Annotated in this window: 20 protein-coding genes; 9 read left to right on the top strand and 11 right to left on the bottom strand. The window is 62.7% G+C overall.

Annotated features, from left to right (window positions below; genetic code table 11):
* Positions 1-4 precede the first annotated feature (4 nt).
* On the bottom strand, positions 5-562 hold the full coding sequence (locus BM279_RS17485; RefSeq protein ID WP_093505912.1) for a helix-turn-helix domain-containing protein: 558 nt from the start codon (positions 560-562) through the stop codon (positions 5-7).
* Between the two features lie 14 nt (positions 563-576).
* A complete protein-coding gene (locus BM279_RS17480) occupies positions 577-1866 on the bottom strand; it encodes an NAD(P)/FAD-dependent oxidoreductase (RefSeq protein ID WP_093505792.1) in 1290 nt (429 codons plus the stop codon).
* A gap of 179 nt (positions 1867-2045) precedes the next feature.
* Between BM279_RS17480 and BM279_RS17475 the strand changes: the two genes are divergently transcribed.
* Positions 2046-2603 (top strand): tetratricopeptide repeat protein, encoded by a 558-nt coding sequence (locus BM279_RS17475; RefSeq protein ID WP_093505790.1) that lies wholly within the window; start codon positions 2046-2048, stop codon positions 2601-2603.
* 32 nt (positions 2604-2635) lie between these two features.
* Positions 2636-3175, top strand: a complete 540-nt coding sequence (locus BM279_RS17470) for an RNA 2'-phosphotransferase (RefSeq protein ID WP_093505788.1) — start codon at positions 2636-2638, stop codon at positions 3173-3175.
* Between the two features lie 5 nt (positions 3176-3180).
* On the opposite strand, the gene BM279_RS17465 is transcribed toward BM279_RS17470, so the two are convergent.
* The 3 genes from BM279_RS17465 to BM279_RS17455 form a co-directional block, all read right to left on the bottom strand.
* Positions 3181-4497 (bottom strand): aspartate aminotransferase family protein, encoded by a 1317-nt coding sequence (locus tag BM279_RS17465; protein WP_093505786.1) that lies wholly within the window; start codon positions 4495-4497, stop codon positions 3181-3183.
* Positions 4494-5561, bottom strand: coding sequence for a phosphotransferase (locus BM279_RS17460; protein ID WP_093505784.1), 1068 nt, complete (start codon positions 5559-5561; stop codon positions 4494-4496). The genes BM279_RS17465 and BM279_RS17460 overlap by 4 nt, the downstream gene beginning before the upstream one ends.
* 140 nt (positions 5562-5701) lie before the next feature.
* Positions 5702-6733 (bottom strand): ABC transporter substrate-binding protein, encoded by a 1032-nt coding sequence (locus tag BM279_RS17455; protein ID WP_093505782.1) that lies wholly within the window; start codon positions 6731-6733, stop codon positions 5702-5704.
* A 261-nt stretch (positions 6734-6994) separates the two neighbouring features.
* Between BM279_RS17455 and BM279_RS17450 the strand changes: the two genes are divergently transcribed.
* Positions 6995-7729, top strand: a complete 735-nt coding sequence (locus BM279_RS17450) for an SDR family NAD(P)-dependent oxidoreductase (protein ID WP_093505780.1) — start codon at positions 6995-6997, stop codon at positions 7727-7729.
* A gap of 48 nt (positions 7730-7777) precedes the next feature.
* Positions 7778-8455, top strand: coding sequence for a GntR family transcriptional regulator (locus BM279_RS17445; protein ID WP_093505778.1), 678 nt, complete (start codon positions 7778-7780; stop codon positions 8453-8455).
* A gap of 111 nt (positions 8456-8566) precedes the next feature.
* On the opposite strand, the gene BM279_RS17440 is transcribed toward BM279_RS17445, so the two are convergent.
* From BM279_RS17440 to kdgD (BM279_RS17415), 6 genes are all read right to left on the bottom strand, one after another.
* Positions 8567-9496: a 2-hydroxyacid dehydrogenase gene (locus tag BM279_RS17440; RefSeq protein ID WP_093505776.1), complete on the bottom strand. Its 930-nt coding sequence runs from the start codon at positions 9494-9496 to the stop codon at positions 8567-8569.
* A gap of 91 nt (positions 9497-9587) precedes the next feature.
* Positions 9588-11144 carry a galactarate dehydratase gene (garD, locus tag BM279_RS17435; RefSeq protein ID WP_093505774.1) on the bottom strand — a complete coding sequence of 519 codons (1557 nt, stop codon included), beginning with the start codon at positions 11142-11144 and terminating at the stop codon, positions 9588-9590.
* Between the two features lie 71 nt (positions 11145-11215).
* Positions 11216-12568, bottom strand: a complete 1353-nt coding sequence (locus BM279_RS17430; RefSeq protein WP_093505772.1) for an MFS transporter — start codon at positions 12566-12568, stop codon at positions 11216-11218.
* A 398-nt stretch (positions 12569-12966) separates the two neighbouring features.
* Entirely contained in the window at positions 12967-14007 is a 1041-nt protein-coding gene (locus tag BM279_RS17425) for a LacI family DNA-binding transcriptional regulator (protein ID WP_093505770.1), read from the bottom strand.
* Positions 14008-14239: 232 nt separating this feature from the next.
* Positions 14240-15151, bottom strand: a complete 912-nt coding sequence (kdgD, locus tag BM279_RS17420; RefSeq protein WP_093505768.1) for a 5-dehydro-4-deoxyglucarate dehydratase — start codon at positions 15149-15151, stop codon at positions 14240-14242.
* Positions 15152-15594: 443 nt separating this feature from the next.
* Entirely contained in the window at positions 15595-16506 is a 912-nt protein-coding gene (gene kdgD, locus BM279_RS17415; RefSeq protein ID WP_093505766.1) for a 5-dehydro-4-deoxyglucarate dehydratase, read from the bottom strand.
* 370 nt (positions 16507-16876) lie between these two features.
* Here kdgD (BM279_RS17415) and BM279_RS17410 point away from each other — a divergent pair, with 370 nt between their 5' ends.
* The 5 genes from BM279_RS17410 (at position 16877) to BM279_RS17390 (ending at position 21570) form a co-directional block, all read left to right on the top strand.
* Positions 16877-17704, top strand: coding sequence for an NAD-dependent epimerase/dehydratase family protein (locus BM279_RS17410; RefSeq protein ID WP_093505764.1), 828 nt, complete (start codon positions 16877-16879; stop codon positions 17702-17704).
* Positions 17705-17751: 47 nt separating this feature from the next.
* Positions 17752-18639 carry an SMP-30/gluconolactonase/LRE family protein gene (locus tag BM279_RS17405; protein WP_093505910.1) on the top strand — a complete coding sequence of 296 codons (888 nt, stop codon included), beginning with the start codon at positions 17752-17754 and terminating at the stop codon, positions 18637-18639.
* Positions 18640-18719: 80 nt separating this feature from the next.
* Positions 18720-19694: a TRAP transporter substrate-binding protein gene (locus BM279_RS17400; protein WP_093505762.1), complete on the top strand. Its 975-nt coding sequence runs from the start codon at positions 18720-18722 to the stop codon at positions 19692-19694.
* A 68-nt stretch (positions 19695-19762) separates the two neighbouring features.
* Positions 19763-20290 (top strand): TRAP transporter small permease, encoded by a 528-nt coding sequence (locus tag BM279_RS17395; RefSeq protein WP_093505760.1) that lies wholly within the window; start codon positions 19763-19765, stop codon positions 20288-20290.
* Entirely contained in the window at positions 20290-21570 is a 1281-nt protein-coding gene (locus BM279_RS17390) for a TRAP transporter large permease (protein WP_093505757.1), read from the top strand. Before BM279_RS17395 ends, BM279_RS17390 begins: the two co-directional genes overlap by 1 nt.
* Positions 21571-21667: the final 97 nt, after the last annotated feature.

Raw genomic sequence — 21667 nt, 5'->3', positions numbered from 1 at the left:
CCGCCTAGCGGAACACCCAGAGTACCCGTGCGGGCTGGTCGGTAAGGTTGGCGTAGCGAAACTGGCTGTGCGGCGGTAGCTGAAAGCTATCATTGGGGCCGAGGGTCACCGGCTCAGGCTGATCGTCCAGCCAGATGCTCAGCTGGCCTTCGAGCACGAAGCCGCCCTGCTCCGAGCTGTCGGTCAGGTGACCCTCGCCGCTGGTGGCGCCAGGCGCCAGGTGGCTTTCCAGCATGGAGAAGCCGGCTGACATGTTTGGCGAGGCCAGCACGTCGGTGATGCCGCCGGCGTAATAAAGGGTGCGACGCTCGCCCGGGCGGGTAACCCAGGGCAACTCACGCGGTTTTTCCAGGCTGTAGAAATAGGTGGTCGACACGCCCAGGGTTTCGCTGATGGCGGTCAGGTCCGCCACGGTCGGCTTGGACAGGCCGCGCTCGACCTGGGACAGGAAGCCCACCGAGCGCCCGATGCGCGCGGCCAGCTCGCCGAGCGTGAGGTTCTTGTGCTTGCGCAGGTCGCGGATCAGGATCGCGAGGCCTTCGATTTCTTCCTGCATGTCCATGCCGGTCGAGCCCTTCATAAAAAGTCACGCAGCCGATACCAGGCCTTGCCTGCGGCCTCCAGCGGCGCCGCCAGCCAGGTGCCGCCGGGAAAACGCGGGTTGCCGATGCGCTGGTAGAGCGCCAGCAACTGGTCATCGCCGGCAATCGAATCGGTCACCGCCCGTGCCGCAGCCAGGGTCGGCAGCACGCCGTGGCCGGAGAACCCCTGCAGCCAGTAGCGCTGGCCGCTGCGCCCGACATCCGGGGTGCGCTTCATGGTGACGTCGATATGCCCGCCCCAGCCGTATTCGATGGCCACGCCCTTGAGCTGGGGAAATACGCGCTCCAGATACGGGCGGGTCGCCGCGGGCACGTCTTTCGGCAAGCCGCCGAGATAGGTGCAGCCACCGCCGAACAACAGGCGGTTGTCCGGGGTCAGGCGCAAGTAATCGGGAACGAACTGGTTGTCGATCACGCAGCTGTTCTGCGGCAGCAGCGAACGCGCCAATTGTGGGTCGAGCGCTTGGGTGGCCACCTGATAGGAGCCGACCGGCAGCACGCGCCGGGATAGCGACTCGTCCAGCGTGTCGAGGTAGGCATTGCAGGCCAGAACCAATACATCAGCGCGCACCTCGCCATGCGCGGTGCGCACGCGGTAGCCTCCCGGCAGCGATTCGTAGGCCAGGGCTCTGGTCTGCTCGTAGATACGGCTGCCGGCCTTCTCGATAGCCGCCGCCAACCCCTGGGCCAGCTTGAGCGGGTCGAGGTGGGCGCCCCTGGCGTCATGCAGCGCCGCCACGTAACGCGGGCTGTCGATCCATTCGCGCAGCTCCGCGCCTTCGATCAGCCGCAGGTCGTGGTAGCCCCATTTGTGCAGCGCCTCATGCTGCGCCTCACGAAGCTGCCCGACCCGGCGCGGCAGTACCGCCGTCCACAGGCTGCCAACACGGTAATCCACCTCGAAACCATGGCGCGCTGGCAACTCGCGAAGCTCATCGGCGGCCCAGCACATGCTGTCCCACAGCTGGCGGGCAGCGTCGAGGCCAAGGGCCTTTTCCAACGGCGGCATATCGCACGACCAACCCAGCAGCGCCTGCCCACCGTTGCGCCCCGAGGCCGCCCAGGCGACGCGGCTGGCCTCCAGCACGATCACCCGTTTGCCGGCCTCCGCCAGGCGCAGGGCACAATGCAAACCGCTGAAGCCGCCTCCGACGACCACCACGTCGCAGTCCAGGTCCTCTTCGAGGCGAGCACGCTCGGGGATAGGGCCGGGATAACAGCCTGCATAGTAGGTGGCGAGATGGCGAGGGGACTGCCGGAACATGGAGTGAAATTATCGAGCGATTATTTCATGAAAAAATACACGATTAATTTCACACAACCAAGCAGCATCGTTCACCGGCAGGCGAACGGTTTGCCGACCAGCAGGTCGAACCTCGACAATAATCGCAGCACCGACGGCTCTCGACATGAGACGCAAGCCGTCCTTCCCGGAGCCCAAGCATGACCCGACTGTCCGTATTCACCACGCCGTTGCTGCTCGCCAGCGTTCTCGCCCTGCTCGCCGGTTGCGTCAACCGCCACCAGCCCCAGGCGCCTGCGCACCAGAACCCAACAGGCGCGGCGTCCCCCGAGCAGCAGGCCGCCGAAGGTGACTTCCAGCGCCTGACCGCCCTGGCACAACGTGGCGACCTGGACAGCCAGTTCAAACTGGGCAGTTTCTATTTCGTCGGCAAGCCGCAGAAGGATCTCAAGCAGGCCGAGTACTGGTGGAAACAGGCAGCCGACCGCGGCCACGCCGAGGCCGCCGTCAGCCTGGCTTACCTCTACACTGGCCGGGACAACCCGGAATTTCGCAACCCGCCCGCCATGCTCAAGTATCTGAACCAATCCGCCAGCAGCGGCAACCCCATGGCGCAGCATATTCTCGGCAACCTTTACATGCGCGGCATCGACGGCGTTCAGCGCGACCCAGACCAGGCCCGCCGCCTGTTTCAGAGTGCCTGCAAACAGAACTATGCGGCCAGTTGCAAGGCCTTGGATAGCAAACCCGGCGCCTGAGCCCCGTTTTATGACATGGACGTAATTAAAAGATGAGCCGCGACGAAACCAGCAAATTCCTCAGCTACGTGCTGCGTCATGAGCCCCAAGCCATAGGTCTGCAGCTCGATAGCGAAGGCTGGGCCGACATCGACGCACTGATCGAGGGTGCCGCCCGCAGCGGTCGCGCGCTGGATATCGAAACCATCGAAGACGTGGTTGCCAGCAGCGACAAGAAGCGCTTCAGCCTGTCCGCTGACGGCTGCAGGATCCGCGCTGCGCAAGGTCATTCGACCGCTCAGGTGCAGCTCCAGCACGTACGGAAACAGCCACCCGAGCGCCTCTACCACGGCACCGCCAGTCGCTTTCTGGAGTCCATCGAAGGCCAGGGCCTGATCGCCGGAGCGCGCCATCATGTGCACCTGTCTCGGGATATGGAAACTGCCCTGCAGGTCGGTCAACGCTACGGTAGCCCGGTGATTCTCGAAGTCGACGCGCTGCGCATGCACGCGCAGGGCTTCATGTTCTTCCAGGCCGACAACGGCGTCTGGCTGACCGAGGCGGTGCCCGCCGAATTCCTTCGGCGGGCCTGAGCGGCTCACACCAAGGTCTGCAAGGCCTCATCCAATGCATCGATCAACAGATCCGCATGCGTCTGCTCGAATGCCAGCAAAGGCCGAATCTTCAGGATGTTCTCCAGCGGCCCGGCTGCGCTGATCAGCACGCCGCCCTCGCGCATGCCGTTGACCACCCGCTTGGCCTGCTCGGCCGCCGGCGCCTTGCTGGCCCGATCACTGACCAGTTCGACGCCGATGAACATCCCCGCTCCGCGCACATCGCCAATCAGTTCGTGGCACCCGGCCAGACGGCTTATGCCGGCCAGCAGGTAGTCGCCGATCCGTGCCGAGCGCTGCAACAGGCCCTCGTCGCGGATCACGTCGAGCACGGCCTGGCCGGCGGCGCAGGACACCGGGTTACCGCCAAAAGTGTTGAAGTAGCGCATGCTGCGACCAAAGGGCTCGAGCACCTCGGGGCGCACCACCACGCCGGCGATGGGCTGGCCGTTGCCCATCGGTTTGCCGAGGCTGACCAGATCCGGCTGCACGCCGTGGCGCTGGAAGCCCCACATATGCGAGCCGGTGCGAGCGAAGCCACTCTGCACTTCATCGGCGATGTACAGCAGCCCCTCTGCCTGGGCGACCGCGACCGCTTCGGCGATACAGCCTTCGGGCCCTGCGAAGATGCCATCGCTGGCGAAGATGCCGTCGACCAGCAGCGCCGCCGGCTTGATGCCGTGGGCGCGCAGATCGGCGATGGCGGCACGCACGTCTTGGGCGAACAGCTTGCCCGCCTCGGGCCCGAGGCGATAGACATCCGGAGCGCGCACGGTACGGGCATGGGCAGGAAGCTGGATACTGGCGCCTAGCGATGGCGACAGCGCGGAAATATCGCCGGTCACCCCGTGGTAGGCGAAACGGGTGATGATCACTCCGGTGCCGCCGGTGTAATGGCGGGCGATGCGCAACGCCAGGTCATTGGCCTCGCTGCCCGTGCAGGTGAACATCACCTGCTCGAGCCCGGCCGGGAAGGTCGCCAGCAATTGCTCGGCATAATCGAGAATGCCTTCCTGCAGGTATCGGGTGTGGGTATTGAGCACCGCGGCCTGCTCGGCAATCGCCTGCACCACCCGCGGGTGACAATGGCCGATGGAAGCCACGTTGTTGTAGGCGTCCAGGTAGCGACGGCCCGCCGCGTCGAAAAGCCATACGCCCTCGCCGCGCACTGTGTGCAGCGGACGCTCGTAGAACAATCGGTAGGCCGGGCCGAGCAGCCGCTTGCGGCGCTCGATGAGGCTGCGCTCCTTTTCAGTCAGCCGTTCGGCATCCGCCGCGCTGAACCCGTTGATCATGTTCATGGCTGCAAGGCTCCCCGGCAGGCTTGATGGATTCGTTGGCGCACCCGCGCCGGTTCGATGGCCGCCAGCCCGCGCAGGCTGGCGCTGGCCTGAGGCACGTTGCGCAGGATGTAGTCGCGATTTTCCGGGTGCAGGCTGGCTCGCCAGGCGGTGATGGCGATGGTCATCACCAGCCGCGTGGCGATCAACTCGCCGAGAATATCCAGCTCGTCTTCCTGCAATGGGTTGCCACGATGATAGGCGGCCACGAAGTCCAGCGCTGGCGCCAGCACGTCCCCCCCGCGGCCCAGTTGATAGGCCGCCGCCACGCCGACCTCGTTGATCAACGGCGCCTCGACCATATCGCCGAAATCGAGAATGTTCAGCACACGCTCCGGCTGCTGCCGGTCGACGATGACATTGTGAGGGTTGAGATCGTTGTGGATCACCTGACGGCGCAACGTCGGATAACGCGGCAACGCCCGCGTTTCGAAGGCATCCAGCGCCTCGCCCACCAGCGCGCGCAACGGCTGGTCATCGATATGCGCCAGCAGTGGCCGCAGCCGGGCGGCTTGCTGCATGTCCCAAAGCAGCTCGTGCCCCCCTGCCGGATGTCGGAAGTCGGCCAGCGCCCTGTCGAGCCGCGCCATGGCGTCGCCCAGGTTCTGGCGCAGTAAGACGCTGCACGCGCTGACCTGATGCAGAGGCAGGCCTTCGACGAACGACAGCAGACGCACCAGCATGGTCTGGCCATCGATATCGACGGCGGCCTGGTAGCGACCGTCACGCGCGGCATACACACGCTGCACCGGCAGCTCGGGATCGGCGCGCTGGATCTGCAGCAGCGCCTGGTTCTGGAAATCCACCACCTGCGGATTTTCCAGCGGATGGGAAATCTTCAGCAGATAGGACGTATCGTCCGCACAGGCGAGCTGGAAATTCAGGTCGCGTTCACCGGCCAACGGGCGAACGCTGCCCAGCACACCAAAGCTTTCGCTGGCGATGATACCGGCGCGCACCGCGCTGACCTGCGCCGGCTGCGCCTGCAGTAAGGGATCATGCACAACCTGGGTATTCAGCGACACATCGATACACTCCGCCAGGATCTGGCCATCGTTAAATTCATGTACTGCCTGTTGTCACAAGGGCAGCCCCAGGGAGCGAACCGGCCATGCCGTAATCAGCGGGCATGGCCCGCTGCCACTCCTGGGGCCTGTTACCTCTTTTATTTGCTGGCCCAGGCGTTGAAACGCTGCTCCAGGTCTTCGCCATGGTCGATCCAGAACTCGATATCCATTGCGCGGGCGTGCTTGAGGTTCTGCGGCGCCGTCGGCAGGCTGCCCTGTATGGCCGGGTCGATCAGCACCATGGTGTGGGTATTGGTCGGGCCATAGGGAATGCCCTCGGCATAGACCTTCTGCAACTCGGGCGTACTGGCCATGGCGATGAACTTCTCGGCCAGTCCCTTGTTCTTGCTGCCCTTGACGATGGCCCAGTGATCGAGGTCGTAAAGGCTGCCATTCCATTGCATGACGAAGTCGCGGCCCTCCTTCTGTGCGGTGGTCACGCGGCCGTTGTAGGCCGAGGTCATCACCACGTCACCGGCGGCCAGCCATTGCAGCGGCTGCGCGCCGGCTTCCCACCACTGGATGTTGGGCTTGAGCTGATCGAGCTTGCGGAACGCCCGCTCGACGCCTTCTTCGGTGCCCAGCACCTTGTACAGATCGGCCTGCGCCACGCCGTCGGCAAGCAGGGCGAACTCCAGAGTGAACTTGGCGCCGCGGCGCAGGCCGCGCTTGCCCGGGAATTTCTGCACATCCCAGAAATCCGCCCAGCCCGTGGGGGCGCCCTTGAGCTTGCTGCTGTCGTAGGTCAGCACCGTCGACCAGATGAAGATCCCGGCGCCGCAATCGCTCACCGCTTCGGGAATGAAATCCTCACGCTTGCCGATCTTCGCCCAGTCCAGCGGCTCGAACAGCCCTTCACTGCAACCACGGATCAGTTCCGGGGTCTCCACTTCAACGACGTCCCAGGAAACCTGCCCGGTGTCGGCCATGACCTTGATCTTGGCCATCTCGCCGTTGTACGCGGACGCTTCGATGCGCACCTTCTCGCGCGCCTCGAAGGGTTTGTAGAACGCGGTTTCCTGAACCACCTTGTTGTCACCGCCAAAGGAAACCACGGCGAGTTTGTCAGCCGCTTGCAACGTGGCGGCGCTGCAGGTGAAGGCGATCAGTAGTGCGGTTTTCTTGAACATTGAGGGTTGCTCCTGGCAGAGCCGGGGCTCTGGTTGGGTAAGGGCAGCTTCAAGGAAGAAACACCGGTGCTTTACCGACAAGAACCACTGGCACGGCGCTGAAGAGCTGAGCAGATCCACCAGGCCATCTATTTGTTGTTATTGGCGTACACGGCAACATCATTAAAGCACTCAGAAAAATATGATGCATCATATTTTTCATTGAGCGATGATTTGCCCAGCTACAGTGCTTGCGCAAGCCCACTCCTGCGGAGATATGCCATGAGCGATCAGAAAACCCTGCTGCTGACCGGCGCCAGCCGCGGCATCGGCCATGCGACGGTCAAACACTTCAACGCGGCGGGCTGGCGCATCTTCACCGCCTCGCGTCATGACTGGGTCAGCGAATGCCCCTGGGCCGAGGGCAAGCTCAACCATATTCACCTGGACCTCGAGGACATCGAGCACTTGCAGGAGAGCCTGCCGCTGATCCGCGAGAAGCTCGGCGGGCGGCTGGATGCACTGGTCAACAACGCCGGCGTGTCGCCCAAAGGCAGCAAGGGCGAGCGCCTGGGCGTGCTGGGCAGTGACTACGCCATCTGGACCCAGGTGTTCAACGTCAACCTGTTTTCCACCGCCCTGCTCGCCCGCGGGCTGTTCGAGGAACTGAAGGCGGCCCAGGGCAGCATCATCAACGTCACCTCCATCGCCGGGTCACGGGTGCATCCTTTCGCCGGTTCCGCCTACGCCGCCTCCAAGGCGGGGCTGGCGGCACTGACCCGCGAGATGGCCCACGAATTCGGCTGCCACGGGGTGCGCGTCAACGCCATCGCGCCGGGCGAAATCGATACCTCGATCCTTTCGTCAGGTACCGAGCAGATCGTCGAGCGCGACATTCCCATGCATCGCCTGGGCAAACCCGAGGAAGTCGCCTCGCTGGTGTATTTTCTCTGCACGTCCGGGGCGACTTACGTCAATGGCGCAGAAATTCACGTCAACGGTGGCCAGCACGTGTGAGGCGCCGCACGGTAGAATCACCTGGCCTGCGCCCTGGAAGTCACCACCATGAAATACCCCATCGACGGTCTCAGCCACACCTACCTGGGTAGTGGCGTTTATGCCTTGCTGCGCGAGGCCTTGATCACCGGCCGTTTCCAGCCGGACGACCGCCTACGCATCCGCGACCTGGCCGAGCAGTTGGGTACCAGCGTCACGCCGGTACGCGATGCGATCCTGCAGTTGGCGAAGGAAAAGGCGCTGATCCTGAAGACCCCGCGCGACATCCGCGTGCCGGTACTGAGCCAGGCGCAATACGCAGAAATCCGCAACATCCGCCTGGCGCTCGAAGGCCTGGCCGCCGAAACCGCAGCCGCCAAGGTGAGCGCTGAACAGTTGCAGATGCTCGAGCGCAATATCCGCGACAACCTGAAAGCCGTGCACGACGGCGACCTGATCGCGGCACTGAAGCTCAATCAGGCGTTCCACTTCGCCCTGGCCGAAATCGCCGATATGCCACTGCTGCGCGATGTGCTCGACAGCCTGTGGATGCGCACCGGCCCGTTGATCGCCCTGGCCTATGGCGACTTCAACGAGCGCATGGCGATCGAGCATCACTGGGAGGTTTTCCATGCCCTGCAGAAGGGTGATGGCGAGGCGGCACGCCAGGCTATCTGCACCGACATTCTCGATGGCAATCAGCTGATGACGGCGTTCATTGCAAAGCGTGAGGCCACGGTGGCTTAGAGAACCGGTGCGCTTGTGGCGCACCGGGTGTTGCTCGAGGGTAGAAACCGCGTTCGGGCTTGTGGCCCGGCGCGTATAAGCGAAAGTCGCCTGCGCGGCTCGCCTATTCGGTCAGAGCGGGGTGATTAGCTCACCGCGCTCAATAAAGGCATCGAGATTATCGAATACCAGGTTCTCCATGGCCAGACGGGTTTCCTCGGTGGCGCTGCCCACGTGGGGCAACAGCACCACATTAGGCATGGCGAACAGCGCCTCGGGCACCCGCGGCTCGTCCTCGAAGACGTCCAGCCCTGCGCCGCCGAGCGTGCCGGCCTGCAGTGCGGCGACCAGCGCCTGCTCGTCCACCACACTACCGCGGGAGATGTTGACCAGAATGCCTTCAGCACCCAGGGCGGCGAGCACCTCGGCGTCGATCAGGTGATGGGTGGACGCACCGCCCGGGCAGGCCAGCACCAGAAAGTCGGCCCAGCTTGCCAGTGCCTTGAGGTCGGCCTCGTAACCGTAATCGGTGCTCGGGTCAGGCCGGCGGTTGTGGTAGCGGATGTCCAGGTCGAACCCCGCGGCGCGCTTGGCGATTTCCTTGCCGATCCGCCCGAAGCCGACGATGCCCAGCTTCTTGCCACTGACCTTGCGGGTCAGCGGGTACTGGCCCTTGAACCATTTACCCTGGCGCACGTGCTGGTCGGAGGCGGCGAACTGCCGAGCGGTGTCGATCACCAGGCCAATGGCCGTGTCGGCGACGCATTCGTTTAGCACGTCCGGCGTGGTGCTGATGACGATGCCACGGGCCTTGGCCTTATCAACGGCAATCGAATCATGGCCAACGCCGAAACTGCAGATGGCCTTGAGGTTGGGCATCTGCGCCAGTTGCTCGGCCGAGCAGCCGTAGCGCGCCGAGGTCACGACGATATCGATCTCGGCGCCGCGTTCGGCGATGAAATCCTTCTGCTCCCACAGGCGGATCAGTTGATAGTCACGCTGCAGGCGCTCATTGAAACGCGGCGGGAAACGGCCAACCTGAAGCACGGTGGGGCGACTCATGCTGCTCTCCTGTGATGGGTTCGAAGCGCGGATGATACCTGCCACGAAGCATACAAGCGCGCCGCGGCAGACATCTGTGTCCGGTTATCGGTTACGTGACCGGAGCGGGATTGAACAGCACCAGATCGTTATGCAGGCGATGCTTCTCGGCCCAGGTCTGCTGCTTGCCGCTGGCGATGTCCAGGTAGAGCTGGAAGATGTGCCAGCCCATTTCCTCGAGGCTCATGCGCCCCGAGGTGATCTGCCCGGCGTCGACGTCGATCAGGTCCGGCCAGCGTTCGGCCAGCTGGGTGCGGGTAGCCACCTTGATCACCGGCACCATGGACAAGCCGTAGGGCGTGCCGCGGCCGGTGGTGAAGATATGCAGGTTCATGCCGGCGGCCAGTTGCAGGGTGCCGCAGATGAAATCGCTGGCCGGGGTGGCGCAGAACCAAAGGCCCTTGCCGCGAATCCGCTCGCCGGGCGAGACCACGCCGACGATCGGGCTGTTGCCGGACTTGGCGATTGAGCCCATTGCCTTCTCGACGATGTTGTTGAGGCCGCCCTTCTTGTTGCCCGGCGTGGTGTTGGCGCTGCGATCGGCCATGCCACGCTCCAGATAACGGTCGTACCAGTCCATCTCGCGGATCAGCGCATCGGCGACTTCGACGCTGGCGGCGCGCGGGGTCAGCAGATGAATGCCGTCACGCACCTCGGTGTTCTCGGAGAACATCACGGTGGCGCCGGCCCGTACCAGCAGGTCGGCCGCCACGCCCAGCGCCGGGTTGGCGGTAATGCCGGAGAAGGCGTCGCTGCCGCCGCACTGCATGCCGACCACCAGCTCGGACGCCGGCACGGTTTCACGGCGACGCTGGTCGAGCACCTTCAGGCGGTCCTCGATCATGCCCATGATCTGTTCGATCATGCCGGCGAAACCGGTGCCCGAATCCTGCAGACGGAACAGCCATTCTTCCTCGTCCTGACCACAGGTCAGGGCGTCGCCGTCCATCAACTGGTTAGCTTGCAGCTTCTCGCAACCGAGGCTGATCACCAGCGCCTGGCCACCCAGGTTGGGGTTGCGGCTGATGTTGTAGAGGGTGCGGATCGGCACCACGGCGTCCGGTGCGTTGATCGCCACGCCGCAGCCGTAGCTGTGCGACAGCGGCACCACGTCGTCGACGTTCGGGTACTTGGGCAGGATTTCCTTGCGCACGCGCTCGACGCAATGGTCGAGCACACCGACCACGCACTGCACCGTGGTGGTCACGCCAAGGATGTTGCGCGTGCCGACGGTGCCGTCGGCATTGCGGAAACCTTCGAAGGTGTAGCCCTCTAGCGGCTCAGGCGCTGGTGCCTTGATGGTCGCCTTGGGCAGGTTGTCCAGCACCGGTGGCTCGGGCATGCGCAGCACCTGCTCGGTCACCCAGCTACCAGCGTCGATGGGCTTGAGCGCATAGCCGATCACCTCGCCATAACGCACCACGGTGCCGCCTTCGGGGATCGCCACCAGCGATACCTTATGGCTCTGCGGAATGCCTTCCAGCGCCTGCAGGCCATCGGCAAACTGACCGCCCGCGGCGACGCCCTGCTCGTTGACCACCACCCCGACGTTGTCGTCGGGGTGCAGGCGGATATAACGCGGAGAGTTCTGATGTTGAATGAGGTCCATGGAGGCTAATCCTTTTTATAGTTCTCTAGCTGATGCAGCCGGCCTGCCGGGCAGGCACGGCTGCACGAGATTCAGGTGGCCGCGGCCGGCGCAGGTTGCTCACCAATCGCCTGACCGTGTTCGTCCTTGAGCACCACGCGCTGGATGCGCCCGACGATGAACACGTAACTGAACACCGCGACCAGGGCGTTGGCGCCAACGTAAACCAGTGCCCACTTGAACGAGCCGGTGGCGCTGATGATGTAGCCGATGACGATGGGCGTGGTGATCGAGGCGATGTTGCCGAAGGTGTTGAACAGGCCGCCGGACAGGCCCGCGATCTGCTTGGGCGAGGTGTCCGAGACCACCGCCCAGCCGAGGGCGCCAAGACCTTTGCCGAAGAAGGCCAAGGTCATGAAACCGACCACCATCCATTCGGCCGATACGTAGTTGCACAGCACCATGCTGGTCGACAGCATCAGGCCGCAGACGATGGGCAGCTTGCGCGCCAGAGTCAGGCTATTGCCACGGCGCAGCAGCCAGTCGGAGATCACCCCGCCGAGCACGCCGCCGACGAAACCCATGATCGCCGGCAAGGAGGCGATGAAGCCGGCCTTGAGGATGGTCATGCCACGCTCCTGCACCAGGTAAACCGGGAACCAGGTGAGGAAGAAGTAGGTGATGGCGTTGATGCAGTACTGGCCCAGGTACACGCCGACCATCATGCGGTTGGTCAGCAATTGGGTGATGTAGTGCCACTTCGGCCCGCCGCTGCCCTTGGCCTGATCCATGTCGACCAGGCCGCCATTGCTGGCGATGTGTTCGACCTCTGCAGCGCTGATGCGCGGGTGTTCCTTGGGGTTGTAGATGGTCTTCATCCAGATACCGGCAAAGACAATGCCCAGCACGCCCATGACCACGAACACGTGCTCCCAGCCGAACGAATAGACGATCCAGCCCATCAGCGGCGCGAACAGCGCGGTGGCGAAGTACTGCGCCGAGTTGAAGATCGCCGATGCGGTGCCGCGCTCGGCCGTCGGGAACCAGGCCGCGACGATACGGGCGTTACCCGGGAACGATGGCGCTTCGGCGAAGCCGACCATGAAACGCAGCACGAACAGGGTCACCACCGCCCAGGCCACCGGCATCATGCCGACGAAGCCCTGCAGCAGGGTGAACAGCGACCAGATGAAGATGCCAGCGGCATATACGCGCTTGGAGCCGAAGCGGTCGAGCAGCCAGCCACCCGGAATCTGCCCGATCACGTAGGCCCAACCGAAGGCGGAGAAGATGTAACCGAGGGTCACCGCATCGATACCCAGATCCTTCTGCATGCTGGAGCCGGCGATAGAAATGGTGGCGCGGTCGGCGTAGTTGATGGTGGTGACCAGAAACAGCATCAGCAGTATCAGGTAACGGACGTGGGTTTTCTTTGTGTCTCCCATGGAGATCTCACCTCAATGTTATTTTTATTGCTGACAGGCGCGTGCGAACACGCCAGCCGCCCAAGGGCGGGGTCATGAAGTTTGAAAACGGAGTTGTATCTGGCCGGCTAGCCCGTGGCAGGAGCCGTCGCGACACCTGGGTAAGGTCTCGGGACATTGGTTGCGGGCAAGGACAGGCTGCCCTGGTAAGGGCATGGAAGGGACGTGCGGATACTGTTGTTCACGCTTTATTATCCTTATCGCTGAAGGTGCCCTACCCGCCGAACCGCAATCGATGATTGCGCAATCAATCCAGCAAAGAGCGAGGCACGAACCAGTTCGCTACAAGCGATGACTTTACTATGATTGCGCAATCATTCAAGCCATTTCACGACCAGTCGTCAGTTGTCCGATAAGAATCAGGTGGTTTGCCGCTCGACCAGGGTGAAACCCGTATCCAGACGCACAGGTGTCGATTCACCTTCGTCACGAAACCGCTGTAGCAGGGCCTTGGCCACTTCCTTGCCCATGCGCCCACCATCGACGCTGACGGTCGACAGAGCCGGGTGGAGATGCGCCGCGCTGGACAGATCCCCGAACCCCATCACTGCCAGTTGCCCTGGCACCTCGATACCGCGACTCGCCGCCTCGGCGAGGATGCCTTGAGCCACGGTGTCGGAACTGCAGACGATCACCTGCGGCGCATGCCCCTCGGCGAGCAACTGGCTCAGCCCTTGACGGCCGCTGTGCAAGGTGGCCGGTGCGGCAAGCACCGCCATGGGCACCTCGTAGATGCCCAGGGATTTGAGCTGATCGACCACGCTGGCGCTGCGCTTGAGCGCCCGGGAATCGTCGACCGAAACGATGGCGAAACGGCGGTAGCCCTTGCCGTGCAGGTGATCGGCAATCGCCTGGCCGACCTGGGTGTGAGAAAAGCCCACCTGCATGTCGATGGGCGATGCGCCCAGGTCCCACGCCTCGACCACCGGAATGCCCGCTGCCTGCAGACGCAGCCGGCTCTCTTCGGTGTGCAGGGTGCCGGTCAGCACGATACCGTCCGGTCGCCGGCCGAGCACGGCACCGAGCAGGCGCTCCTCCTGCTCGGCGGAATAGCCGGTGAGGCCGATCATGGTCTGGTAGCCGGCGGCTGTCAGATGATCCATCAGCGACTGCACCGTTTCGGCGAAGATCGAGTGGGCGATGGTCGGCACGAAGATCGCCACCAGCCGGCTCTTGTTCGAGGCCAGGCCGCCGGCCAGCATGTTCGGCACGTAACCGGTGACCCGCACAGCTTCGAGGACTTTCTTGCGGGCATCCTCGCTGACCACCTCGGGGCGGTTCAGCGCACGCGACACGGTGATCGGCGACACGCCGGCCACCTTGGCTACGTCGACCAGCGTCACGCTCGAACCCTTGCTCAGTGGCGTGGAAGATGAAACGCGAGAGGATTTCTTTGCCATGACGGGCCGCAGCTGCGTGGATGATCCCCCATCTTAACCAGCCGCTCAGACGGCAACCAGAGAGCGGCGGTAATAGGGTGTGTAGGGTGCGTCCCATCAGCCCATCGCGGGTATGGCCCGCTCCCACAAGCGCTCAGCTTTTCGCCCCGGGTGATAAACCAGAGTCCGCCCTACCCCACAATGCAAAAAGGCCACCGTAAACAGTGGCCTTTTGGGCAACGAGCGCCGGAGCTTACTGAGCGCCCTGGGCGTCGATCAGTGCCGCCAGTTTCTCGTACTCCTCCGGCAGCAGCTCGGTCAGCGGTGCGCGAACCGGGCCGGCGTCGTAACCGGCGATCTTGGCGCCGGCCTTGACGATGCTCACCGCGTAACCGGATTTGCGGTTACGGATGTCCAAGTACGGCAGGAAGAAGTCGTCGATGATCTTGCCGACGGTGGCGTGATCTTCGCGGGCGATGGCATGGTAGAAGTCCATCGCGGTTTTCGGGATGAAGTTGAACACCGCCGAGGAATAAACCGGCACGCCCAGGGCCTTGTAAGCCGCAGCGTAGACTTCGGCGGTCGGCAGGCCGCCCAGGTAGGTCAGACGCTCGCCCAGACGGCGACGGATGGAAACCATCAGCTCGATATCGCCCAGGCCGTCCTTGTAGCCAATCAGGTTCGGGCAACGCTCGGCCAGTTGCTCGAGCAGATCGGCGTTCAAACGGCAGACGTTACGGTTGTAGACCACCACACCGATCTTCACCGATTTGCATACCTGCTCGACGTGAGCCGCGACGCCTTCCTGGGACGCTTCGGTCAGATAGTGCGGCAGCAGCAGCAGCCCCTTGGCGCCCAGGCGCTCGGCTTCCTGAGCGTACTGGATGGCCTGGCGGGTCGAGCCACCAACGCCGGCGAGGATAGGCACGCTCTTGGCGCAGGTGTCGACGGCAGTCTTGATGACGGACGAATACTCATCAGCCGCCAAAGAGAAGAACTCACCAGTACCGCCGGCAGCGAACAGCGCGGAAGCACCATAGGGCGCCAGCCACTCCAGACGACGGACATAGCCGGCCGGATTGAATTCGCCGGCGGCGTCGAAGTCGGTCAGCGGGAACGACAGCAGGCCGGAGGAGAGGACGGTTTTTAGTTCTTGTGGAGTCATTCTTCTTACACCCTTGGAGAAAACGTTGGGGGTCGTTAGCGACCAGATGAAGTCATACGTTATCGTACAACTATAAAAAAGCCAAGACTATCGATACCGGTTTTTACAATTGCACGGATTATTGGAATGCGCTGAAGGATTGGTAGGCCGCAGAATTCCAAGTTCTTATGGGAGCGCGTCGTGCGCGCTCGCTCTCAAGCAAACCTGCAGCTGCCAATCATGGAAATCGAGTTGTGCCAAGGAATGTAACCACCCATCGAATCGCGTCGCAGGCATGACCAACTCCCACAACGGTGAACAGCCTATCGGTTGGTAGGTGGGGCGAGTCGTGGAATGAGACGTCTCGCCTTTTATGAGCTGGCTGTCCCATTCGCAGCTCCCCTACCCCACAATGCAAAAAGGCCGCTGTAAAAGCGGCCTTTTCGAGAGACAGGGTCAGACGCTTATTGCGCGCCTTGCTTCTTGATCAGTGCAGCCAGCTTCTCGTACTCGTCCGGCAGCAGGTCGGTCAGCGGGGCACGAACCGGGCCTGCGTCGTAACCGGAGATTTTGGCGCCGGCCTTGACGATGCTCACTGCATAGCCAGCCTTGCGATTACGGATGTCCAGGTACGGCAGGAAGAAGTCATCGATGATTTTGGCGACGGTGGCGTGATCGTCCTTGGCGATGGCGTGGTAGAAATCCATCGCGGTTTTCGGGATGAAGTTGAACACCGCCGACGAGTACACCGGCACGCCCAGGGCCTTGTAGGCCGCAGCGTAGACTTCAGCGGTCGGCAGGCCGCCCAGGTAGCTGAAGCGGTCGCCCAGGCGACGACGAATCGACACCATCAGCTCGATATCGCCCAGACCATCCTTGTAACCGATCAGGTTCGGGCAACGCTCGGCCAACTGCTCGAGCAGAGTGGCGTTAAGGCGGCAGACGTTGCGGTTGTAGACAACCACACCGATCTTTACCGACTTACAGACTTGCTCGACGTGAGCGGCAACACCTTCCTGGGACGCCTCGGTCAGGTAGTGCGGCAGCAGCAGCAGGCCCTTGGCGCCCAGGCGCTCGGCTTCCTGCGCATACTGGATAGCCTGGCGGGTCGAACCGCCGACGCCGGCGAGGATTGGTACGCTGGTCGCGCAGGTATCGACGGCCGTCTTGATGATCGACGAGTACTCGTCAGCGGCCAGGGAGAAGAACTCGCCAGTGCCGCCAGCAGCAAACAGCGCGGTGGCGCCGTACGGAGCCAGCCACTCAAGGCGGCGCACGTAGCCTTGCGGATTGAATTCGCCTTGGGCATCGAAATCGGTCAGTGGGAAAGACAGCAGACCGGAGGAGAGGACGGATTTTAATTCTTGTGGGGTCATTTCTTCGAATACCTGTAGCGCATGGAGAAAAAGAGGCAGCCGCTGGCTGTAGAGATACGTTATCGTACGACAAATACTAAAACCATCCCCTTTTTGATCTTTTGCGCGTGGTTGTCGCCTGAATGAAAGCAACTGGCAACAGAGGTGCGGCCTCAATGCAGCATGACCCGGCAGTCAAAAACTGGCTACAGCCTGCTCGGCAAACCAATCACAACCGCGCAACAGATGGCGCCTTTGCACTGCCGGACGGATTGCAGAGGTTTTTTGATGTGTCGCGTTGACAGCACAATCGGAGGCTGTTGATAATCCTCTCACGTCATACGACAACCGATAACAAGCTCTCCATAAAAACAAACTCGAGACCGCTTTGATGACTACCACCTCCAACGCGCAACCGCCCTTCCATCGCCTGCTGCTCACCGGTGCAGCAGGCGGACTGGGCAAGGTACTGCGCGAGCGCCTGCAGCCCCTGACTAAGATTTTGCGCCTTTCCGACATCGCCGAAATGGCGCCGGCAGAAGGCCCGCACATCGAAGTACAGGTCTGCGACCTGGCCGACAAGCAGGCCGTCCATCAGTTGGTCGAAGGCGTTGACGCCATCCTGCACTTCGGTGGCGTATCGGTAGAGCGTCCGTTCGAGGAAATTCTCGGCCCGAACATCGCCGGCGTATTCCATATCTACGAAGCTGCGCGTCGCCACGGCGTCAAACGCGTCATCTTCGCCAGTTCCAACCATGTCATCGGCTTCCACAAGCAGACCGAGACCTTGGACGCCAACTGCCCTCGCCGCCCGGACGGCTACTACGGCCTATCCAAGTCCTACGGCGAAGACATGGCCAGCTTCTACTTCGATCGCTACGGCATCGAGACTGTAAGCATCCGCATCGGCTCCTCGTTCACCGAGCCGCTGAACCGCCGCATGATGAGTACTTGGCTCAGCTACGACGACCTGGTCCAGCTGATCGAGCGTAGCCTCATCACCCCGAACGTCGGCCATACCGTGGTCTACGGAGCCTCCGCGAACAAGAATGTGTGGTGGGACAACCGCTATGCCGCACACCTGGGTTTCGAGCCCAAGGACACTTCCGAAGTGTTTCGCGACAAGGTCGAGGCCCAGCCGCCGATGGCCACCAATGATCCGAACGCCATTTACCAAGGTGGTGCCTTCACCGCAGCAGGCCCATTCGGCGACGACTGAGCCAAAAGGCTTACGTCGATAACAATAACAAGAGGTCGGACATGCCCATGCAAGCCGAACTGATTCTCGATGCGCGCAACTCCGTAGGCGAAAGCCCGGTATGGAGTGCGCGTGACCAGGCCCTTTACTGGGCCGACATCCCCAACAAACGCCTGTATCGCTGGAATCTGGCAGACGCCGCCACGCAAAGTTGGGAAGCCGACGAGATGCTCGCCTGTATCGCCCAGCGCGCCGATGGCAAGTGGGTGGCCGGAATGGAAAGCGGCATCTTCCAGCTCAGCGCCGATGACGACGGCCGCCTGCGTGGCGAACGCCTGATCGGTGTCAGCCATGCCCGCGACAACATGCGCTTCAACGACGGTCGCTGCGACCGCCAGGGGCGCTTCTGGACCGGCACCATGTTGATGGATATGGCTGCAGGCGCCCGCGTCGGCGCCCTGTATCGCTACGACGGCGCCGGGCAAAGCACCCTGCCCGTGCTGCTCGACGACCTGATCGTGCCCAACGGGCTGGGCTTCAGCCCGGACGGGCGCACCATGTACCTCTCCGACTCGCACCCTTCAGTGCAGGCTATCTGGGCCTTCGATTACGACATCGACAGCGGCACGCCACATAACCGCCGCCTGTTCGTCGACATGAACGACTACCCCGGCCGCCCCGACGGCGCCGCGGTGGATGCCGATGGCTGCTACTGGATCTGCGGCAACGATGCCGGCCTGATTCACCGCTTCACCCCGGCCGGTCGCCTCGACCGTTCGCTGGAAGTACCGGTGAAGAAGCCGACCATGTGCGCCTTTGGCGGCGCCAACCTGGATACCCTGTTCGTCACCTCGATCCGCCCCGGCGGCGACTTGGACGATCAGCCACTGGCCGGCGGCGTATTCGCCCTGCAACCCGGCGTACGCGGCCTGGCGGAGACCCCATTCGGCAACTGAATACCCCGCGCTCGTGTCACTGACGTGCGCGCAAACGCGACACAACGCTTCACACCAACAACAACAACACGGAGCTTCACATGAACTTCAAGCGCAAGTTACTGATCGCCGCACTCCCTCTGGCCATGGGTCTGTCCACCCTGGTTCAGGCCGACATGACCCTGAAGATCGCCGAAATCCACCCAGCCGGTTACCCGACCGTGGTGGCCATGGAAAACCTCGGCAAGAAACTCGATACCGCCACCAATGGCGAGATCAAGTCGCGCATGTTCGCCGGCGGCGTACTGGGTTCCGAGAAGGAAGTGATCGAACAGACCCAGATCGGCGCCGTACAGCTGACCCGCGTCAGCCTGGGCTCGGTCGGCTCGGTGGTTCCGGCCACCAACGTCTTCAACATGCCGTTCGTGTTCCGCGACATCGACCACATGCGCAAAGTCGTGGACGGTGAAATCGGCCAGGAAATCCTCGACTCCATCACCAACTCCGACTTCAACATGGTCGGCCTGGCGTGGATGGAAGCCGGCAGCCGCAGCCTCTACACCAAGAAGCCGGTGCGCAAGATCGAAGACCTCAAGGGCATGAAGATCCGTGTGATCGGCAACCCGCTGTTCATCGACACCCTCAACGCCATGGGCGGCAACGGCATCGCCATGGACACCGGTGAAATCTTCAGCGCCCTGCAGAGCGGTGTGATCGACGGCGCCGAGAACAACTCGCCGACCCTGCTCGAGCACAACCACTTCCGCGTGGCCAAGTACTACACCCAGACCCACCACCTGATCCTGCCTGAGCCGCTGCTGATGTCCAAGACCACCTGGGAAAAGCTGACCCCCGAGCAGCAGACCCTGGTCAAGAAACTGGCCAAGGAAGCCCAGCTGGAAGAGCGTGATCTGTGGGTCGCCAAGGAAAACGCCTCCAACGAGAAGCTCAAGGCCGAAGGCGTCGAGTTCATCGAAGTCGACACCAAGCCTTTCTACGACGCGACCGCTCCGGTACGTGAGAAGTACGGTGCTCAGTTCGCCGACCTGATCAAGCGCATCGAAGCCGTCAAGTAATCCCTCGCGCACGCGTAACGCGTAAGGAGTCGGCGTTCTGCCGGCTCCACACCTTCCGGTGAAGTCACATGAAAAATCTGGTTCTGGGCGTCAATGACGCCATTTATCGTGCCTGCATCATCGTCACCAGCCTGGCGATCGTGATCATGGCCACGATCATCCCCTGGGGCGTCTTCAGCCGTTACGTGCTGGGGCAAGGATTGGGCTGGCCCGAGCCCATCTCCGTCATGCTGATGGTGGTGTTCACTTTTATCGGTGCCGCTGCCAGCTACCGCGCCGGGGCTCACATGGCTGTGACCTCACTGACCGATCGCCTGCCGACCCTCGTGCAGCCGCTGATCACTCTTTTCGTGCGCCTGGCCATGGGGGCCATCGCACTGTTCATGCTGATCTGGGGCTACAAGCTGTGCATGGCCACCTGGAACCAATTCCTCAGCACCCTGCCTTCGGTGCGCGTCGGCATCAGCTACATGCCGATTCCCGTAGGCGGTTTCATCACCCTGCTGTTCGTGATCGAGCAGTTGCTCTATGGCGACCAGCACAAACGCCGCGTCGTCAACTTCGAAGCCGCTGAAGAAGCCAAGGAGGCCGTGTAATGGACGCCGCCATTCTCGTAGGCAGTTTCCTTGCCCTGATCCTTTTGCGCGTTCCGGTCGCCTATGCGCTCGGCATGTCCGCCCTGATCGGTGCCTGGTACATCGACATCCCGCTCCAGGCGATCATGATCCAGATCGCTGGTGGGGTGAACAAGTTCTCCCTGCTGGCCATTCCGTTCTTCGTGCTGGCCGGTGCGATCATGGCCGAAGGCGGCATGGCGCGTCGCCTGGTGGCGTTCGCTGGCGTGCTGGTCGGTTTCGTGCGCGGCGGCCTGTCGCTGGTGAACATCACCGCTTCGACCTTCTTCGGCGCCATCTCCGGCTCCTCCCTGGCCGACACCGCCTCGGTAGGTTCGGTGCTGATCCCGGAAATGGAAAAGAAAGGCTACCCGCGTGAATTCGCCACCGCCGTGACCGTTTCCGGTTCGGTGCAGGCGCTGCTCACCCCGCCCAGCCACAACTCGGTGATCTACTCCCTGGCCGCTGGCGGCACGGTGTCCATCGCCGCGCTGTTCATGGCCGGTATAGGCCCGGGCCTGCTGATGAGCGCCACCATGGCCGCCCTGTGCCTGTGGTTCGCCAAGAAGCGTAACTACCCGAAAGGCGAAGTGATCCCGCTGCGTCAGGCGATCAAGATCTGCGTCGAAGCCCTGTGGGGCATGATGACCATGTTCATCATCCTGGGCGGCATCCTCTCCGGCGTGTTTACTGCCACCGAATCGGCTGCCGTGGCGGTGATCTGGGCATTCTTCGTGACCATGTTCATCTACCGCGACTACAAGTGGCGTGAACTGCCGAAGATGCTGCACCGCACCGTACGCACGCTGTCGATCGTGATGATCCTCATCTCCTTCGCGGCCGCGTTCGGCTACATCATGACCCTGATGCAGATCCCGACCAAAATCACCACCGCGTTCCTGACCCTGTCGGATAACCGCTACGTGATCCTGATGTGCGTGAACATCATGCTGCTGGCCCTGGGCACGCTGATGGACATGGCGCCGCTGATCCTGATCCTGACCCCGATCCTGCTGCCGGTGGTCACCTCCTTCGGCGTCGATCCGGTGCACTTCGGCATGATCATGCTGGTCAACCTGGGTATCGGCCTGATCACCCCGCCGGTTGGCGCGGTGCTGTTCGTCGGCGCGGCCATTGGCAAGGTGACCATCGAGAACACCGTGAAGGCGTTGCTGCCATTCTACCTGGCCCTGTTCATGGTGCTGATGGCAGTGACCTACGTGCCGGCCATCTCGCTGTGGCTGCCTAGCGTCGTACTCTGATACCGCTCCACCCGCGGCGGGTCGCGTGCACAACGCGATCCGCCGTTTTTTTTAGCGCAGCGAGAACGGTACAAACCGTCAGGCGCTCAAGGCTTAA

It is taken from the genome of Phytopseudomonas straminea (assembly GCF_900112645.1).
GTDB lineage: Bacteria > Pseudomonadota > Gammaproteobacteria > Pseudomonadales > Pseudomonadaceae > Aquipseudomonas > Aquipseudomonas straminea.
Note: the sequence above shows the minus strand (reverse complement) of the source record. Positions and strands in the feature narration are given on the sequence as shown.

Bases quoted from the DNA above. Each gene is read 5' to 3' on its own strand.
- BM279_RS17485 (WP_093505912.1), bottom strand. From the start codon at position 562: ATGGACATGCAGGAAGAAATCGAAGGCCTCGCGATCCTGATCCGCGAC.
- BM279_RS17480 (WP_093505792.1), bottom strand. From the start codon at position 1,866: ATGTTCCGGCAGTCCCCTCGCCATCTCGCCACCTACTATGCAGGCTGT.
- BM279_RS17475 (WP_093505790.1), top strand. From the start codon at position 2,046: ATGACCCGACTGTCCGTATTCACCACGCCGTTGCTGCTCGCCAGCGTT.
- BM279_RS17470 (WP_093505788.1), top strand. From the start codon at position 2,636: ATGAGCCGCGACGAAACCAGCAAATTCCTCAGCTACGTGCTGCGTCAT.
- BM279_RS17465 (WP_093505786.1), bottom strand. From the start codon at position 4,497: ATGAACATGATCAACGGGTTCAGCGCGGCGGATGCCGAACGGCTGACT.
- BM279_RS17455 (WP_093505782.1), bottom strand. From the start codon at position 6,733: ATGTTCAAGAAAACCGCACTACTGATCGCCTTCACCTGCAGCGCCGCC.
- BM279_RS17450 (WP_093505780.1), top strand. From the start codon at position 6,995: ATGAGCGATCAGAAAACCCTGCTGCTGACCGGCGCCAGCCGCGGCATC.
- BM279_RS17445 (WP_093505778.1), top strand. From the start codon at position 7,778: ATGAAATACCCCATCGACGGTCTCAGCCACACCTACCTGGGTAGTGGC.
- BM279_RS17440 (WP_093505776.1), bottom strand. From the start codon at position 9,496: ATGAGTCGCCCCACCGTGCTTCAGGTTGGCCGTTTCCCGCCGCGTTTC.
- garD (WP_093505774.1), bottom strand. From the start codon at position 11,144: ATGGACCTCATTCAACATCAGAACTCTCCGCGTTATATCCGCCTGCAC.
- BM279_RS17430 (WP_093505772.1), bottom strand. From the start codon at position 12,568: ATGGGAGACACAAAGAAAACCCACGTCCGTTACCTGATACTGCTGATG.
- BM279_RS17425 (WP_093505770.1), bottom strand. From the start codon at position 14,007: ATGGCAAAGAAATCCTCTCGCGTTTCATCTTCCACGCCACTGAGCAAG.
- kdgD (WP_093505768.1), bottom strand. From the start codon at position 15,151: ATGACTCCACAAGAACTAAAAACCGTCCTCTCCTCCGGCCTGCTGTCG.
- kdgD (WP_093505766.1), bottom strand. From the start codon at position 16,506: ATGACCCCACAAGAATTAAAATCCGTCCTCTCCTCCGGTCTGCTGTCT.
- BM279_RS17410 (WP_093505764.1), top strand. From the start codon at position 16,877: ATGACTACCACCTCCAACGCGCAACCGCCCTTCCATCGCCTGCTGCTC.
- BM279_RS17405 (WP_093505910.1), top strand. From the start codon at position 17,752: ATGCAAGCCGAACTGATTCTCGATGCGCGCAACTCCGTAGGCGAAAGC.
- BM279_RS17400 (WP_093505762.1), top strand. From the start codon at position 18,720: ATGAACTTCAAGCGCAAGTTACTGATCGCCGCACTCCCTCTGGCCATG.
- BM279_RS17395 (WP_093505760.1), top strand. From the start codon at position 19,763: ATGAAAAATCTGGTTCTGGGCGTCAATGACGCCATTTATCGTGCCTGC.
- BM279_RS17390 (WP_093505757.1), top strand. From the start codon at position 20,290: ATGGACGCCGCCATTCTCGTAGGCAGTTTCCTTGCCCTGATCCTTTTG.